Genomic DNA, 15579 nt, shown 5'->3' on the forward strand with positions numbered 1-15579 from the left:
TCAGGTTGCGGTTCAGGTGGAGGAAGTGGGCGGGGACTGGGGAGCTGCGGCAAGGCCGAAGCGTTCGGCAAAGGTGTAGGCCACGCAGTCGTCACCGCGCACGAAACCCGCCAGCGCCAGACCGCAAGCCTGCGCCGTCTCTATCGCCAGTGCCGTGGGTGCGGACACCGCGGCGAGCACGCCGGCGCCCGCCATTGCAGCCTTTTGCACCATCTCGAAGCTCGCGCGGCTCGTGACGAGGATGAAGCCCTCGTTCGGATCCACGCACGCGCGCACCATCGCGCCGACGAGTTTGTCGAGCGCGTTGTGCCGGCCCACGTCTTCGCGCGCGAATTGGAGCTTGCCGGCGCGGTCGCACCAGGCCGCGGCGTGGCTCGCGCCGGTGAGCTGCTGCGTCGGCTGGGCGTGGCGCAGCGCGCGCTGTGCGCATGCCAGTGCCGACGCTGGCACCTGCACCGCAGGTGCGCGCGGCAGGCTGCGGTGCACCTGCGCGAGGCTGTCGGTGCCGCACAGTCCGCAGCCGGTGCGCCCGGCCAGTGTGCGGCGGCGCTGCTGCAGGCGCCAGGCGCAGGCCGCGGCCACTTCAAGCTGCAGCTCCAGGCCCTCGGCCACTTCGTGCACTTCGCAGCCATAGAGTTCGGCCGGGCCGTCGAGCAGACCCTCGGTCAGGGCAAAGCCGAGCGCGAAGTCCTCGAGGTCGCCGGGGCTGGCGAGCATGACGGCGTGCGAGATGCCGTTGAAGACCAGCGCCACGGGCACCTCCTGCGCCACCCAGTCGGGCTGCGGCTGTGCGCGGCCACCGTGCCACGCGACCACATCGCAGCGGCGGATGCCCGCGGGCAGCAAGGTGGCATCCGGGGTTTTCATTTGCCGAACACCTCGGCTGTGTGCGCTTGCCGGCGTGGCAGCAAGGCCAGTTGCTGGCGCGTGAAGTCGGCCCAGCGGCGCTGCCATTCGGACGGCTGCATCACTTTGCTCACCTGCACGGCCGTGACCTTGTATTCGGGGCAGTTGGTGGCCCAGTCGGAGTTTTCGGTGGTGATTACGTTGGCGCCCGATTCCGGGAAGTGGAAGGTGGTGTAGACCACGCCGGGCTGCATGCGCTCGCTGATCTGCGCGCGCAGCACGGTCTGGCCCGCGCGGCTGCTCACGTCCACCCAGTCGCCGTCCTGGATGCCGCGCTCCTGGGCGTCGTGCGGGTGGATTTCGAGCCGGTCTTCGTCGTGCCAGTGCACGTTGGGCGTGCGCCGCGTCTGCGCGCCGACGTTGTATTGGCTCAGGATGCGTCCCGTGGTCAGCAGCAGCGGGTAGCGCGCGTTGACCTTTTCTTCGCTCGGCACGTACGGCGTGTTGAAAAACCGCCCCTTGCCGCGCACGAAGCCATCGACGTGCATGATGGCCGTGCCGGCCTCGTCGGTGTGCGCGTTGCAAGGCCACTGCACGCTGCCCAGGCGTTCGATTTTTTCGTAACTCACGCTGGCGAAGCTGGGGGTGAGCAGCGCGATCTCACGCATGATCTCTTCGGGGTGCGTGTAGTGCATGGGGTAGCCGAGCGCGTTGGACAGCTTCATGGTCGCCTCCCAGTCGCCCAGGCCGGCCAGCGGCGGCATTACCTGACGCACGCGGCTGATGCGCCGTTCGGCGTTCGTGAAGGTGCCGTCTTTTTCCAGAAAGCTCGCGCCGGGCAGCAGCACGTGGGCGAACTTGGCCGTTTCGTTGAGGAAGATGTCCTGCACGATCACGCACTCCATCGCGCTCAGCGCCGCGGCCACGTGCTGCGTGTTCGGGTCGGACTGCACGATGTCCTCGCCCACGCAATACAGACCCTTGAAGCTGCCGTCCAGCGCGGCCTCGAACATGTTGGGGATGCGCAGGCCCGGCTCGGGGCTGATCTCCACGCCCCAGGCGGCCTCGAAAGTGCTGCGCACCGTGCTGTCGCTGATGTGGCGGTAGCCGGGCAACTCGTGCGGAAAGCTACCCATGTCGCAACTGCCCTGCACGTTGTTTTGCCCGCGCAAGGGGTTCACGCCCACGCCCTCGCGCCCCACCATGCCGCAGGCCATGGCCAAGTTGCAGATGCCCATCACCATGGTCGAGCCTTGCGCGTGCTCGGTCACGCCCAGGCCGTAGTAGATGGCCGAGTTCGGGCCGCTCGCGTACAGGCGCGCGGCGGCGCGCACTTCGGCCGCGGGCACGCCGGTAACGGCTTCGAAGGCTTCGGGCGAGTTTTCGGGGCGGCTGACGAAGGCCCGCCAGGCCTCGAAGCTCTGCAGGTCGCAGCGCTCCTGCACGAAGGCTTCGTTCACGAGCCCTTCGGTCACCACCACGTGCGCCAGGGCGTCGATGATGGCCACGTTGGTACCCGGCTTGAGCGCGAGGTGGTGCTGCGCATGGATATGTGGCGAGCGCACGAGGTCTATGCGCCGCGGATCGATCACGATCAGTTTCGCTCCCTGGCGCAGGCGTTTTTTCATGCGCGAGGCGAACACGGGGTGCGCGTCGCTCGGGTTGGCGCCTATGACCATGATGACGTCGGCGTGCTCGACCGACTTGAAGGTCTGTGTTCCCGCCGAGGTGCCGAAGGTCTGGCCCATGCCGTAGCCCGTGGGCGAATGGCACACGCGCGCGCAGGTGTCCACGTTGTTGGTGCCCAGCGCGGCGCGCACCAGTTTTTGCGTCAGGTACACCTCTTCATTCGTGCAGCGGCTCGAGGTGATGCCGCCCACCGCGTCCTTGCCGTAGCGTGCCTGGATCGCCTTGAGGCGCGTGGCGGCGAAGTCGATCGCCTCGTCCCAGCTCACTTCGCGCCAAGGGTCGGTGATTTTTTCGCGCACCATGGGCCTCTTGATGCGGTCCGGGTGCGTGGCGTAGCTCCAGGCAAAGCGGCCTTTGACGCAGGAGTGCCCCTCGTTGGCCTTGCCGTCCTTCCACGGCACCATGCGCACCACGGTGTTGCCTTTCATCTCGGCCTTGAAGCCGCAGCCCACGCCGCAATAGGCGCAGGTGGTGATCACGCTGTGCTCGGGCTGGCCGAGTTTGATCACGGTCTTTTCCTGCAAGGTCGCGGTCGGGCAAGCCTGCACGCAGGCACCGCAGCTCACGCATTCGCTGTCCATGAAGGGCTGCTGCTGGCCCGCAGACACGCGCGACGCGAATCCTCGGCCTGCAATCGTCAGCGCGAACGTGCCTTGCACCTCCTCGCAGGCGCGCACGCAGCGGTTGCAGACGATGCATTTGGCCGGGTCGTACGTGAAGTAGGGGTTGGACTCATCCTTTTGCGCGCAGGTGTGGTGCGCCCCGGCGACGCCGTCCACGCTCTCGCCCGCGACGCCGTAGCGCACGTTGCGCAGCCCCGTCACGCCGGCCATGTCCTGCAGCTCGCAATCGCCGTTGGCGCTGCAGGTCAGGCAGTCCAGCGGGTGGTCGCTGATGTAGAGCTCCATCACGCCCTGGCGCAGCTTTTGCAGCCGCGGCGTCTGCGTGTGCACCACCATGCCGGGCTCGACCGGCGTGGTGCACGAGGCCGGGAAACCCCGGCGGCCCTCGACTTCCACCAGACACAAGCGGCACGAGCCGAACGGCTCCAGGCTGTCGGTAGCGCAAAGTTTGGGCACCTGGATGCCCGCGTGCACGGCAGCGCGCAGCAGCGAGGTGCCCTTGGGCACGGCGACGTGGTAGCCGTCTATGGTCAGGGCGACGGTCTCCTCGGCGCTGCGCGCGGGAGTGCCGTAGTCGATCTCGGGGGGGAGGTGGGGCAGCATCGTCGGTCTCCTTCGGTGGTCGGGCTCAGGCGGCGAGGTCTTGGGTTGCGGCGAGGCCGAAGTCCTGGGGGTAGTGCTCGAGCGCCGAGAGCACGGGGTAGGGCGTCATGCCGCCCATGGCGCACAAACTCGAGTGGAGCATGGTGTCGCACAGATCGCGCAGCAGCTGTGCTTGCTGCAGTCGGTGTTCACCGCGCAGCACCCGGTCTATGACCTCGACGCCGCGCGTGCTGCCGATGCGGCAGGGCGTGCACTTGCCGCAGCTCTCGAGGGCGCAGAATTCCATCGCGTAGCGCGCGAGCCGCGCCATGTCGGCGCTGTCGTCATGCACCACGACGCCGCCGTGGCCCAGCACCGCGCCGAAGGCGGCGTAGGCTTCGTAGTCCAGCGGCTCGTCCCATTTCGAGGGGGGCACATAGGCGCCGAGCGGGCCGCCGACCTGGATCGCCTTGACCGGTCGGCCGCTGCGCGTGCCGCCGCCGAAGTCGAACACCAGCTCGCGCAGGCTCAGGCCGAAGGCTTTCTCGACCAGGCCACCGCGCAGCACGTTGCCCGCAAGCTGAAAGGGCAGGGTGCCGCGCGAGCGCCCCATGCCGTAATCGCGGTAAAAAGCGCTGCCGCGCGCCAGGATGAGGGGCACGCTGGCGAAGCTGATCACGTTGTTGATCACAGTGGGCTGCCCGAACAGCCCCTGCAGCGCCGGCAGCGGCGGTTTGGCGCGCACGATGCCGCGCTTGCCCTCGATGCTCTCGAGCATCGCGGTTTCCTCGCCGCACACATAGGCACCGGCGGCCTTGCGCACTTCGAGGTGGAAGGCGCTCGCGCTGCCGCGCACGTGCGCACCGATCACGCCCGCTGCGGTGGCGCGTGCCATGGCTTCGCGCAGCGCCGCCACGGCGTGCGGATATTCGGCGCGCACATACACGTAGCCGCGCGTCGCGCCCACGGCCAGCGCGGCGATGGTCATGCCCTCGATGAGCATGTACGGATCGCCCTCGAGCACCATGCGGTCGGAAAAAGTGCCCGAATCGCCTTCGTCGGCGTTGCAGACCACGTACTTTTGCGCGGCTTGCGCCTGCGCGACGGTTTGCCACTTGACACCGGTCGGAAAGGCCGCGCCGCCGCGCCCGCGCAGGCCGCTGCTCTGCACCTCTTGCACGACGGCGGCGGCGCCCAGCGCCAGCGCCCGATCCAGCCCCTGCCAGCCGCCGTGGGCCTCGTAATCGGCCAGCGACAGCGGGTCGGTCACGCCCATGCGCGCGAAAGTGAGGCGCTCTTGCCGCGCGAGGTAAGGAATCTGCTCGGTCGGGCCCAGGCACAGCGCGTGCGCGGCGCCTTGCAGCAGCCCCGCGTCGAGCAGGCCGGGCACGTCCTGCGGCGCCACCGGCCCGTAGGCGATGCGCCCGGCGGGCGTGGCGACTTCAACGAGCGGCTCGAGCCAGAACATGCCGCGCGAGCTGTTGCGCACCAGTTGCACGGGCAGCTGGCGCGCCGCGGCGCCCGCTTGCAGCGCGGCGGCCACCGCGTCGGCGCCCAGCGCGAGGGCGGCGCTGTCGCGCGGCACATAGACGGTGACAGGGTTCGTAGCCATCACACTGCCTCCACATTGGCCAAGGATTCGGCGAGCAGCTGTTCGAGCCGCTCGGGCGTCACGCGCGCGTGCAGTTTTGCGCCGATCTGCACCGCCGGCGAGGATGCGCACAGGCCCAGGCAATAGACTGGCTCCAGCGTCACCGCGCCGTCCGCGCGCGTGCCGTGGCGTGCGCAGCCGAGCACGCGCTCGGCGTGCGCGAGCAGCTCTTCGGCGCCGCAGGCCTGGCAGGCTTCGGCGCGGCAGACCTGCACCACCTGCCGCCCCGGCGGTTCGCTGCGAAAGAAGTGGTAGTAGCTGATCACGCCATGCACCTCGGCCCGCGAGAGATCGAGCGCGCGCGCAATCATGGGCACTGCCTCGCTCGGCACATAGCCAAGCGCATCCTGCACGGCGTGCAGCAGCGGCAGCAGCGCGCCGGGCTGGTCGCGGTGCGCGGCGATCGCCTCGGAGACTTTGCCCAGATCGGGTGCGGAACGGGGTATGGGATTCATGGCGTGCGCGGGCTCATGGTGGAATGCCGGAAACGGCGCTCAATGAAAGAATTGGCTCGCGCTCAAGAGCGTGCGGTACACGCCCCAGGCGAGCGGGATGCCAACCGCGATCCAGGCTGCCCACACCAAGGCGGGGTTGCTGGGGTGGTAGGACGCAAGGCTCGCGCCGACTTCGCTGGCTTCGGCGCGCTCGTGCGCCAGGCGTTTTTCTTCGGCGAGCTCGGCCTCGGTCATGAAGTGCTTGTCTGCCACCGGGCGGATCATCAGGTTGCAAAGCAGGCCGATCACCAGCATGCCGACCAGGATGTACATGGTCTGGTTGTAAACCTGTTCACGGGGGATTCCCAGGCCGAGCTGATAGTCGCGCATGTAATTCACCACCACAGGCCCGAGAATCCCTGCGGTGGACCATGCAGTCAGCAAACGACCGTGGATCGCCCCGACCATCTGCGTGCCAAAAAGGTCCGCCAGGTAAGCCGGCACGGTGGCGAAGCCCCCGCCGTACATGCTCAGGATGATGCAAAAAGCAGCCACGAACATCAGTTTGTTACCCGCGGCTGCGCTGATCGGGACGCTGAAATACAGCAGGCCACCGAGGATGAAGAAAATCGAGTAGGTCATCTTGCGTCCGAGCTTGTCTGACAGACTGGCCCAGAAAAAACGGCCCACGATGTTGAACAGGCTCAGCAGCGCGGCAAAGCCTGCGGCCACGCCGGCGATGGCCGTCAGTTGGGCCTTGTCCAGTTCGCTGAATTTGGCAGGAACGCCGATCAGGCTGCCGCCGAACACCTCCTGCAGCATCGGGCTGGCCATGCCGATCACGCCGATACCTGCCGACACATTCATGCACAGCACCATCCACACCAGCCAGAACTGCGGAATGCCCCACACTTTTTTCACGTGCACATGGCCCTGCGTGATCATGGCATTCGTCTGCCCTTGCGCGGGCGGTGTCCAGCCCTCGGGTTTCCAGCCCTGCGCCGGAATCCGATAGCCGAAAGCTCCGATCAGCATGGCGATGGTGTAGACCACGCCCATGACGACGAAGGTCTCCCACACGCCTACGCTGGTTGGTGTGGCGAAATGCTTCATCAGCTCTGCCGCCAGCGGCGAACCGATCATGGCACCGCCGCCAAAACCCATGATGGCCATGCCGGTGGCCATGCCCCGTTTGTCGGGAAACCACTTGATCAATGTGCTCACCGGTGAGATGTAGCCGAGGCCCAGACCGATGCCGCCGATGATGCCCGAGCCGAGAATCATCATCCAGAATTGGTGCAGGTACACGCCCAGGGCCGAGAACAGCATGCCGCCGCCCCAGCAAAGCGCCGCGATCACGCCCACTTTGCGTGGCCCCACGCGCTCGAGCCAGCCGCCCCAGATGGCGGCCGAGAGACCGAGAAAGACGAAAAACAGCGTATACATCCAACCCAGCGTTGAAATCGGCCAGTCGCAGCTGGTAGTAAACAGCTGCGCGACAAAGCCCACGTCGGGGCCGCACTTGATGGATTCCTTGATGCCCAGCGCCCTGGACAAGGGCAGCCAGAACACCGAAAAGCCATAGGCCATGCCGATGCACAGGTGAATGGCCAATGCTGCGGGCGGCACCAGCCAACGGTTGAAGCCGGGCGCGGCGACGATGCGCTCTTTGGACAGAATGCCGCCCTTTGAGGGATGCGGGGCAAGTGCCCCTGGGCTGAGTGTCGTGGACATTGGGTTTCCTTTGGTGTGAGTTTGTCTTTGCATGGAAAATGGAGCCATCGTAGCCATGTTTTGCGAGCTCTCAGATCATCGCCGGACTTTTTCAAGCCCGTATTGCGCGACCCGTCCTTTCAGGCCGTGCTGTCGCAATTGCCGGGCTACGACCCCGCCTGCGCAGGGGCCGTCATGCCGCTCGCGCAGGCCTATCCGGCGCTCGGTGAGGCGCGCCGCCGCGCGTCTGGGCGCCGCATGGCAGGCGAAGGGCTGAAGCCGCGCAGTCAAGTCCACGAACATCCAGCCGAACGTCCATCCATAGAGGAGGTCTGAATGAACACTGAAGCTCTCGTGCTCGCCGGAGGTTGCTTCTGGTGCACCGAGGCGGTTTTTCAGCGTGTGCGTGGCGTTTTTGCGGTGCAAAGCGGCTACTGCAACGGCCACGTGCCGCAGCCGAGCTACGAGCAGGTCTGCGCGGGCACGACCGGGCATGCCGAGGCCGTGCGCGTCACGTTCGACGCGGCGCAGATCGATGTGCGTGAAATTTTGCAAATCTTTTTCGCCACGCACGACCCCACTACGCCCAACCGCCAGGGCAACGACGTGGGGCCGCAGTACCGCAGCGGGATTTATTACGAACGCCCCGAGCACGGCGAGGCCGCGCGCGCCTTGATCCGTGAGCTCGAGGCGCAGCGCGTGTTCGGTGCGCCCATCGTCACCGAGGTTCAGCCTTTGACCGCTTTCTGGCCCGCCGAGGATTACCATCGCGACTATTTCGCGCGCCATCCGCAGCAAGGCTATTGCGCCTTCGTCATCGCGCCCAAGCTGGAAAAATTCCGCAAGACCTTTGCGCAGTATCTGAAACCGTGAGGACCGTGCCGACGACAGGCCGGCCAGGCGTTCAGGCGCCAGCGTGGCGCCGTTTTCCCATCCAAAAAGAGGAGACAGCCATGCATGAAGTGATGGAACAAACCGTGGACACCATACGCTGGAGCGTCGCGCACGGCATCGGGCGCATCGTGTTCGACCGCAGCGACGGCCCGCACACGCTCGCGCTCGCGGCCACGGCGGCGCTGGCGCGGGCGGTGGACGAGGTGGCCGCAGCGCGGCCGCGCGTGGTCTTGCTCAGCGGCAGCGGCGGGCTGTTCAGCGCCGGTGGCAATATCGCCGAGATGCGCGCGCATGCCGAGACGCTGGAGTCCTACCTGCGCGCGCTCGTGGACATTGCGCACCCCGCGCTCATGCGCCTGTCGCAGCTGCCCGTGCCCGTGGTCACGGCGATCAACGGCCCGGTCGGCGGCGGCGGCGTGGGCTGGGCGCTGTGCGGCGATTTTGCGCTGGCGGCCGCGTCCATGAAATTGCGCACGGGCTACGTGGCGCTGGGCCTGTCGCCCGACATGGGTGCGTCCTATTTCGTCACGCGCCGCGTGGGCTCGCTGCGCGCACGCCAGCTGTTCATGCTCAGCGACGCGCTGGACGCGCGCCAATGCCTTGCAATGGGTTTGGTCGATGAAGTCGTGCCGGATGCCGAACTGGCACCACGCGCCGAGGCTTTGTGCGCGCGCCTTGCGCATGCGCCCAGCGGGTCGCTGGCCAAGATCAAGCACCTGTGCGAAGGCGCGATGCAGCGCGGCCTGCAGGCGCAGATGGCGCTTGAGCAGGCGCTTCTGCAGGAGTGCACGCGCGGCCAGGACGCGCGCGAGGGGCTGCACGCCTTTGTCGAAAAGCGCGCGCCGCGCTTTCATTGATGCGAAATACGAAGCGTGATCGAAGCCGTGCACAAACTGCGCAACCCCTCCCCACTGAGCGTGCCACGGCGTGGCTGGGAGAGTGTGCGCCGCGCTGCGCTCGCATGGCTGCTGCTGGCCCTGGTGCTCGTGCCCACCGTGGGGCAGCTGCACAAGGTGCTGCACTTTGCGCCGCACGCCGGGCAGGGGCGCGCTGTGGCGGCGCTGCACGCACACGGGCTCGATGCGCGCGGCGCTGTCGCGGGGGCGGCTGGAGCTGACGCGAAGAGTGAGATTTCGCCCGGCGCAGCCGCCGCCTCCGAAGAAGACTTTTCCCAAGGACTGCGGCGCCTGCTGCCGCAGCACACGGCGGCCGACTGCGAGCTGCTCGACCAGCTCGCGCTCGGGCAGGCGCTGCACGCCGCCGCGCTCGTCCTGCCCGCGGCGCTGCCGCCCGGTGCTCCTGCCGCACGGCCCCTCGTCGGGCGCGTGGTGCGGCACGTCGCAGCGTTTCGCGCACGCGCTCCGCCGACACGCTGAAAGCTCCTTCTTTCATAGCTGCTAGTGCTTTTCTGATAAGCGCTAGCGGCTGATTTCATTCATATTTCAGCAACGCTCTCGTGCGCTGGCCTTGGCCCGCATGGGCAGGGTGGCGTGCGCCGCCCCGGCGTTCTGTGTTTCCAAGATTCGATCCCATGAAATCCTCTCAAAAAACTTCTGCCACTTTGGCGCGGCGTCCCGTGGCGCTGGCGGTGGGGCTGCTGCTGGCGAGCGTCGGTCTGGCCCATGCGCAAAGCGTTCCGTCCGCCGCTGCGCCAGCCTCCGCTCCAGCGGCTGCGAATCCTGCGGCGACCACCTCCACGGCCACGCCCGCCGCCACGCCCGCCGCCGAGGCGCCCACGCTCGCCACCGTCACCGTGTCCGCCAGCGGCCTGCAGCTGGGCGGCAGCGACATGGGCGCACCCCTGGCCGTGCTCGAAGGCGACGAGCTCGTGCAGCGGCGCGCCGCGACGCTGGGCGACACGCTGGACGGCATGCCGGGCATCAGCGCGAGCCACTTCGGCGCGGGCGCGAGCCGCCCCATCATCCGCGGCATGGACGGCCCGCGCGTGAAGATATTGAGCGACGGCGCCGAGCTGCAGGACGCCTCCACCGTAAGCCCCGACCACGCCGTCGCGTCCTCCCCCTTGCTCGCGCGCCAGATCGAGGTGCTGCGCGGCCCTTCGGCGCTGCTCTATGGCGGCGGTGCCGTGGGCGGCGTGGTCAACGTGCTCGACGACAAGGTGCCCACCGCCATCCCCGAAAAGGGCTATGCGGGCAGCGCCGAGCTGCGCGCGAGCAGCAGCGCGCGCGAAAAAGCCGGCGTGTTTGCGCTCACCGGCGGCACGGGGCACCTCGCGCTGCACGTCGAAGGCGCGGCCAACGACGCGCAGGACTACCGCGCCGGCAGCGGCTGGTCGCAAGGCGCGCGCGTGCCCGGCAGCTACCAGCGCGGCGACACAGGCAGCGTGGGCCTGTCGTGGATCGACACCGACGGCTACCTCGGCGCGGCCTACACGCGCCAGACGGCCAAATATGGCTTGCCGGGCGACGACGCGGCGCACGCAGGCTGCGGCGCCGAGGGCAACCGGCTGGTCTGCCCCGCCGACGCAGCGCCCGCGCAAGCCGCGAGCGACGCCACCGCGCCCATGGTCGATCTGCTCAGCGAACGCTGGGACTTGCGCGGCGAGCTGCGCAACCCGTTTGCCGGCATCGCCGCCGTGCGCCTGCGCAGCGGCCTCACGCGCTACCGGCACAGCGAGATCGAGGACGGCGCGGTCGGCACCACCTTCAACAACCGGGCCTACGACAGCCGCATCGAGCTCGAACACCTGCCGATCGCGGGCTGGCGCGGCCTCGTGGGCCTGCAGCTCGGGCAGCGCAAGTTCCGCGCCGACGGCGAGGAGTCGTACATACAGCCCACGGCCACGCACAAAGTGGGCCTGTTCGCGCTCGAGGAATACCAATGGCGCGACTGGCGCTTCGAAGCCGCGTTGCGCCACGACCGCCAGAGCGTGGAGGCGCAAAGCAGCGGCAGCGAACGCGATCACCACGGCACTTCGGCCTCGCTCGGCGCGTTGTGGAAGTTCACGCCCGGCTACGCCCTGGGCGCCTCGTTCACGCGCGCCGTGCGCCTGCCCACGGCCGAAGAGCTCTACGCCCAGGGCCTGCACCTGGCCACACGCACCTACGAGCGCGGCAACGCCGATCTGCGCGCCGAGACGGCGCAAAACATCGACCTGAGCCTGCGCAAGACGGCCGGCGACACCAGCTTCGAGCTCAGCGTGTTCCGCAACCATATCGCCAACTACATCTACGGCCGCACCGTCGATGAGCTCGGCGGCCTGCAGCTGCTGCAATACAGCCAGCAGGACGCCACCTTCACCGGCTTCGAAGGCCAGGTGCACCAGCGCCTCACACGGCACCTGGGCCTCACGCTGCGCGGCGACGCGGTGCGCGCGCACCTGAACGATGGCAGCCGCGTGCCCCGCATGCCCGCTGCGCGCGCGGGGCTGCGCCTGGACGGCAGCTGGGGCCCGTGGCAGGGCTACACCGAATGGCTGCAGGTGGTGCGCCAGGATCGCACCGCCGCGTTCGAAACGCCCACGCCCGGCTACGGCATGCTGAACGTGGGCCTGAGCTACGGCGGCACCTCGAGCGGCGCGCTCGGGCAGCGCTGGCAGCTCTACCTCAAGGCCAATAACCTGAACAACCGCCTGGCCTACGCGAGCACCTCGTTCATCAAGACCGCCGCGCCGCTCATGGGGCGCGACATCACGCTGGGCCTGCGCGTGGAGTTTTGAGACCGACTCGGGAGTTTGACTTCGGTACTTTGCATCACCACGCACGCCCCCTATACTGGCGCGCCATGAAACACACTGGATCGATCACGCGAGGGGCGTTTGTGGTGCTGCTGCTCGCGCTGTGCGCGGCCTGCGGTACCCGGCCGGTTTATGAGGACGAGGAGTTCAAAAAGGACGCCCCGTACCAGAGAAGCTACGCCACCGGCGAGCAGGAGGCTTGCGACGCGGCGCAGCGCGCCCTGCTGAGCCAGGGCTACCGCATCGATGAGGCGAAAGACACGAACATCCATGCGCACAAGGAGTTCCAGCCCGAGGAGGAACTCAACGCCGTGCTCGACTTCCACGTGATCTGCAAGACCTCGAGCAAAGGCGCGACGGTGTTCGTGAACGCCATCGAAACCCGCTACAAGCTCAAGAAAGTCTCGGGCGGCGCCAGCGTGAGCGTGGCCGGCGGCGGCATCTCGCTGCCCTGGAGCAAGAGTGCCGACTCGCTCGTCAAAGTCTCGAGCACCACGGTGACCGAGAAAAAGTTCTACAAGCAGTTTTTCGACCTGGTCGGGACGCTCATCGACAAGTGAGCACCAACGCGAGTGCCAAGGTGAGCGCCATGCCGCCCTCCGGAAGCACCACCGGCGGCAGTGACGCAGCAGATGCCGCCACTCAAGGCGCGAGGCGCTCGCGCACCCAGGCGCCAGCCTCCTGCCGGTAGCGCAGCCGGTCGTGCAGGCGGCTCTTGCGGCCTTGCCAGAATTCCCATTGCTCGGGCTTCAGGCAGTAGCCGCCCCAATGCGGCGGGCGCGGCGGGCGCAGCAAAAACTGCGCGCCGTAGCGCGCGGCATTGGCCAGCAGCAGGTTGCGGCCCGGGATCACCTGGCTTTGCGGACTCGCCCACGCGCCTATGCGCGAGTCCAGCGGACGGCTGTGGAAGTAGGCGTCGCTTTCTTCCTCTCCGACCTTCTCGACCACGCCCTCGATGCGCACCACGCGCTCGAGTTCGACCCAATGAAACTGCAGCGCCGCATACGGGTTGCCCGCAAGTTCGCGGCCCTTGCGGCTTTCATAGTTGGTAAACCACACGATGCCGCGCGCGTCGTAACCCTTGATCAGCACCACGCGCGTGCTCGGGCGCAAGTCGCTGCCCACGGTGGCCACCGTCATGGCGTTGGGTTCGGGCAGCTGGGCGTTCAGCGCCTCTTTGATCCACTGGTCGAACTGCAGCAGCGGATCGGCATGCGAGGCATCTTCACTAAGCTCTGCGCGTTCGTAGCTTTTGCGCAGGTCGGCAAGGGCGGCGGGGGTGTGCGTCATGCCGGGGATTGTGCATCGTTCTGATGGGGCAGATGCCAAAGATTGTGGGAGGTGTTGGGGCATTCATTGGGCGTGGATGCCAAATTTTGGTAAGTTTCGGATGCGGTGGTGCGTGGTGGGGTGGGATGTGCGCCCGCCCCACGCCCCACCGCATCCCCCAATAATTGGAACCTGAATCCAATGATCCTGTTCACTGCTAAATCGGAGAGCACATTCATGGAAACCGTATATCTTCCGCTGCAGTTGGCGCCCAAAAGCCTGTATCAGCCCATTCTGCCGAACTGGTCTTTCAACATGTTCAATGTGAACGCGGGTGTTTCCACGAACTCCGCTGTTGAACAAAAGGTACTGCAAAATGTGGGAAGTTATGGAAAACAAATTGGCCACCTGGCTGAAGCGCTTGAGGTCGTAATCGGCCAACTCAAACTTTTTGATGACAAGACTCTCACACAAGACCAGAAGGATGCGATTCGCATTTTTCTTGGCGACGTGTCCACAGTCCGTCAGCTCAAGCCCGCAAATGTCGCACCACTGACGGCAGCAGAACAATGAGAAACCGATGATGACGTGGATCACCATCATCGTTCTTTCTGCAATCGTGGGGTTTTTGTGCTCGTCCTTCCTTGGCGGAGCCACCGCGTGGATTGCCTCGGCCCTGCTTCCTTGGCTGGGCGTGCTGGCCTGGGTGCTCTATCACGCCTACATCGTCCCCTATCAGGGCGGCGGTGCAAGCATGTGGCCCATTGCCCAATTATTCGCGGGCACCGTTGCGGCGGTTGTGGGGTTGGCAGCCCATGCCATTTTTCAGCGCAAAAGGCGGGTGGAGAGAACTTCTTGAAAAATGCCCGTCAGGCAAGCTACTGCGGACGGGATTCTTGTTTTGCGCCGAGTGCAAGCGAAGGTCTTTGTGGTATTTGAATCCCTGCCTGCCACCTCACCGCCAACTGCTAATTTGACTTCGCCAAACCGCCTTCGACCAAAATATTCTGGCCGGTAATATAGCCACCGCCTGGCGACAGCAAAAAAGCCACCGTGGTGGCAATTTCCTCGACGCGCCCGGCGCGCGCCATCGGAATCATTGCACGCACGGCGTCTCCGATCGGAAAGCTGTCGATGAAACCAGGCAAAACATTGTTCATTCGGATATTTGCCGCCGCATACCGGGTGGCATACATCTTGGTGAAATTCGACAAGGCAGCACGAATCGCCGACGATAAGGGATAGGCCGGCGTTGGTTCATGCGCGCCATACGTGGAGATATTCACCATTGCGCCTTGTCCCTGGCGCTCGAAAATCGGAGTCACCAGCCGCGCCATGCGCACCACGTTCAGCAGCAGAAGATCCAGCGCCGCATGCCAATCGGCATCGCTCAGAGCCAGCAGATCGCCGGATGCGGCATGGCCGGTGTTGTTGACTACCGCATCCACCCGACCGTATTCGTTCATTGCCAGCGCTACCAGCTTCTCCAAATCAGCCGGATCGGTGACCGAGCCCTGCAGACCGACACCCCCGAGTTGCTTTGCCAGCGCCGTTGCACCGGCAGAACGCGACATCAAGACCAGGCGGTAGCCCTGCGCAGCCAACGCGCGAGCGCAGGCAGCACCCATGCCCTGCGAAGCAGCGGTAACAATGGCGACTTTCGTTGGTTCACTCATCGGTTTCTCCTTAAAAAAAGGCCGTGTTCTTCCGTGTCATCAACAGATTAGATCGCGGCTTCGCGCGATCCATCCTTACTCGTTGGGCGACATTTGGTAAGAACGCTCTATGCGAGCAACCTCTACAGAGTACGACTCGTACCATTCACTCTGCCCCAACTTCTGCGCTTCTCGATGCTCTGGATGCACACGCCACGCCTGAACGTGCTGCTCATCTGGCCAATACGAAAGAGCGACCTCTTCATGTCCTTTCGTGAGCGCGTGAAAAGCGAGGCAGCCGAATTCTTGCAACGCCAGCTCTCGCATTCGGGATGCGGTTTTCAAATAGCGCTCATCGATTTTCTTGATTCGAGCTCGGAATATCACGACAAGCACTGCTTCGCTTCTTTGCTAGGAGCCCAACGTTTGAGCTGAGGGGCGCGCGCCGGCATGGCGCTTGGCCCGCGAGGCGGATGATGGACCACACCGCCTCGCGGGCCAAGTGCCATGCCGGAGCGCGTCCACT

16 protein-coding genes are annotated in these 15579 nt (G+C 66.2%); 8 read left to right on the top strand and 8 right to left on the bottom strand.

What is annotated here, in order from left to right; translation table 11 throughout:
* Window positions 1-12 precede the first annotated feature (12 nt).
* From fdhD to PYV55_RS09345, 5 genes are read right to left on the bottom strand one after another with little or no spacing between them, the layout of a single operon-like run.
* Entirely contained in the window at window positions 13-867 is an 855-nt protein-coding gene (gene fdhD, locus PYV55_RS09325) for a formate dehydrogenase accessory sulfurtransferase FdhD (protein ID WP_275850416.1), read from the bottom strand.
* Window positions 864-3761 carry a formate dehydrogenase subunit alpha gene (gene fdhF / locus PYV55_RS09330; RefSeq protein WP_275850418.1) on the bottom strand — a complete coding sequence of 966 codons (2898 nt, stop codon included), beginning with the start codon at window positions 3759-3761 and terminating at the stop codon, window positions 864-866. Before fdhF ends, fdhD begins: the two co-directional genes overlap by 4 nt.
* 25 nt (window positions 3762-3786) lie before the next feature.
* Window positions 3787-5352 (bottom strand): formate dehydrogenase beta subunit, encoded by a 1566-nt coding sequence (locus PYV55_RS09335; RefSeq protein ID WP_275850419.1) that lies wholly within the window; start codon window positions 5350-5352, stop codon window positions 3787-3789.
* Entirely contained in the window at window positions 5352-5846 is a 495-nt protein-coding gene (locus tag PYV55_RS09340) for a formate dehydrogenase subunit gamma (RefSeq protein ID WP_275850420.1), read from the bottom strand. Before PYV55_RS09340 ends, PYV55_RS09335 begins: the two co-directional genes overlap by 1 nt.
* 39 nt (window positions 5847-5885) lie before the next feature.
* A complete protein-coding gene (locus PYV55_RS09345) occupies window positions 5886-7559 on the bottom strand; it encodes an OFA family MFS transporter (RefSeq protein WP_275850422.1) in 1674 nt (557 codons plus the stop codon).
* A gap of 102 nt (window positions 7560-7661) precedes the next feature.
* Between PYV55_RS09345 and PYV55_RS09350 the strand changes: the two genes are divergently transcribed.
* From PYV55_RS09350 to PYV55_RS09375, 6 genes are all read left to right on the top strand, one after another.
* Window positions 7662-7874 carry a hypothetical protein gene (locus tag PYV55_RS09350; RefSeq protein ID WP_275850423.1) on the top strand — a complete coding sequence of 71 codons (213 nt, stop codon included), beginning with the start codon at window positions 7662-7664 and terminating at the stop codon, window positions 7872-7874.
* Window positions 7875-8411: a peptide-methionine (S)-S-oxide reductase MsrA gene (gene msrA, locus PYV55_RS09355; RefSeq protein WP_275850424.1), complete on the top strand. Its 537-nt coding sequence runs from the start codon at window positions 7875-7877 to the stop codon at window positions 8409-8411.
* Window positions 8412-8491: 80 nt separating this feature from the next.
* Window positions 8492-9289, top strand: a complete 798-nt coding sequence (locus PYV55_RS09360) for an enoyl-CoA hydratase-related protein (protein ID WP_275850426.1) — start codon at window positions 8492-8494, stop codon at window positions 9287-9289.
* Window positions 9290-9304: 15 nt separating this feature from the next.
* The gene (locus PYV55_RS09365) at window positions 9305-9808 is read left to right on the top strand and encodes a hypothetical protein (RefSeq protein ID WP_275850428.1); all 504 of its coding nucleotides are present in this window, start codon (window positions 9305-9307) and stop codon (window positions 9806-9808) included.
* A 155-nt stretch (window positions 9809-9963) separates the two neighbouring features.
* Window positions 9964-12111 carry a TonB-dependent receptor gene (locus PYV55_RS09370; RefSeq protein ID WP_275850430.1) on the top strand — a complete coding sequence of 716 codons (2148 nt, stop codon included), beginning with the start codon at window positions 9964-9966 and terminating at the stop codon, window positions 12109-12111.
* 65 nt (window positions 12112-12176) lie between these two features.
* On the top strand, window positions 12177-12689 hold the full coding sequence (locus tag PYV55_RS09375) for a DUF2242 domain-containing protein (RefSeq protein WP_275850431.1): 513 nt from the start codon (window positions 12177-12179) through the stop codon (window positions 12687-12689).
* A gap of 82 nt (window positions 12690-12771) precedes the next feature.
* Here the strand turns inward: PYV55_RS09375 and pdxH are convergent, their stop codons facing one another.
* On the bottom strand, window positions 12772-13419 hold the full coding sequence (gene pdxH, locus PYV55_RS09380) for a pyridoxamine 5'-phosphate oxidase (protein WP_275850432.1): 648 nt from the start codon (window positions 13417-13419) through the stop codon (window positions 12772-12774).
* A 216-nt stretch (window positions 13420-13635) separates the two neighbouring features.
* On the opposite strand from pdxH, the gene PYV55_RS09385 reads away from it, so the two are divergent.
* Together PYV55_RS09385 and PYV55_RS09390 are read left to right on the top strand one after the other, a co-directional pair.
* A complete protein-coding gene (locus PYV55_RS09385; protein WP_275850433.1) occupies window positions 13636-13971 on the top strand; it encodes a hypothetical protein in 336 nt (111 codons plus the stop codon).
* 7 nt (window positions 13972-13978) lie between these two features.
* Complete coding sequence (locus PYV55_RS09390) at window positions 13979-14257, top strand: hypothetical protein (protein ID WP_275850434.1); 279 nt, start codon at window positions 13979-13981, stop codon at window positions 14255-14257.
* A 109-nt stretch (window positions 14258-14366) separates the two neighbouring features.
* On the opposite strand, the gene PYV55_RS09395 is transcribed toward PYV55_RS09390, so the two are convergent.
* Window positions 14367-15074 carry an SDR family oxidoreductase gene (locus PYV55_RS09395; protein ID WP_275850435.1) on the bottom strand — a complete coding sequence of 236 codons (708 nt, stop codon included), beginning with the start codon at window positions 15072-15074 and terminating at the stop codon, window positions 14367-14369.
* Window positions 15075-15149: 75 nt separating this feature from the next.
* Complete coding sequence (locus PYV55_RS16320) at window positions 15150-15380, bottom strand: antibiotic biosynthesis monooxygenase family protein (RefSeq protein WP_407066785.1); 231 nt, start codon at window positions 15378-15380, stop codon at window positions 15150-15152.
* Window positions 15381-15579: the final 199 nt, after the last annotated feature.

The organism is Extensimonas soli (genome assembly GCF_029211265.1).
GTDB classification, from domain to species: domain Bacteria; phylum Pseudomonadota; class Gammaproteobacteria; order Burkholderiales; family Burkholderiaceae_C; genus Extensimonas; species Extensimonas soli.

What these genes read in the sequence shown, in the direction of transcription:
- PYV55_RS09335 (WP_275850419.1), bottom strand. Translation starts at nt 5,352, where the DNA reads ATGGCTACGAACCCTGTCACCGTCTATGTGCCGCGCGACAGCGCCGCC.
- PYV55_RS09375 (WP_275850431.1), top strand. Translation starts at nt 12,177, where the DNA reads ATGAAACACACTGGATCGATCACGCGAGGGGCGTTTGTGGTGCTGCTG.
- PYV55_RS09390 (WP_275850434.1), top strand. Translation starts at nt 13,979, where the DNA reads ATGATGACGTGGATCACCATCATCGTTCTTTCTGCAATCGTGGGGTTT.
- fdhF (WP_275850418.1), bottom strand. Translation starts at nt 3,761, where the DNA reads ATGCTGCCCCACCTCCCCCCCGAGATCGACTACGGCACTCCCGCGCGC.
- PYV55_RS16320 (WP_407066785.1), bottom strand. Translation starts at nt 15,380, where the DNA reads ATGCGAGAGCTGGCGTTGCAAGAATTCGGCTGCCTCGCTTTTCACGCG.
- PYV55_RS09385 (WP_275850433.1), top strand. Translation starts at nt 13,636, where the DNA reads ATGGAAACCGTATATCTTCCGCTGCAGTTGGCGCCCAAAAGCCTGTAT.
- PYV55_RS09340 (WP_275850420.1), bottom strand. Translation starts at nt 5,846, where the DNA reads ATGAATCCCATACCCCGTTCCGCACCCGATCTGGGCAAAGTCTCCGAG.
- PYV55_RS09360 (WP_275850426.1), top strand. Translation starts at nt 8,492, where the DNA reads ATGCATGAAGTGATGGAACAAACCGTGGACACCATACGCTGGAGCGTC.
- msrA (WP_275850424.1), top strand. Translation starts at nt 7,875, where the DNA reads ATGAACACTGAAGCTCTCGTGCTCGCCGGAGGTTGCTTCTGGTGCACC.
- PYV55_RS09345 (WP_275850422.1), bottom strand. Translation starts at nt 7,559, where the DNA reads ATGTCCACGACACTCAGCCCAGGGGCACTTGCCCCGCATCCCTCAAAG.
- PYV55_RS09395 (WP_275850435.1), bottom strand. Translation starts at nt 15,074, where the DNA reads ATGAGTGAACCAACGAAAGTCGCCATTGTTACCGCTGCTTCGCAGGGC.
- PYV55_RS09370 (WP_275850430.1), top strand. Translation starts at nt 9,964, where the DNA reads ATGAAATCCTCTCAAAAAACTTCTGCCACTTTGGCGCGGCGTCCCGTG.
- pdxH (WP_275850432.1), bottom strand. Translation starts at nt 13,419, where the DNA reads ATGACGCACACCCCCGCCGCCCTTGCCGACCTGCGCAAAAGCTACGAA.
- fdhD (WP_275850416.1), bottom strand. Translation starts at nt 867, where the DNA reads ATGAAAACCCCGGATGCCACCTTGCTGCCCGCGGGCATCCGCCGCTGC.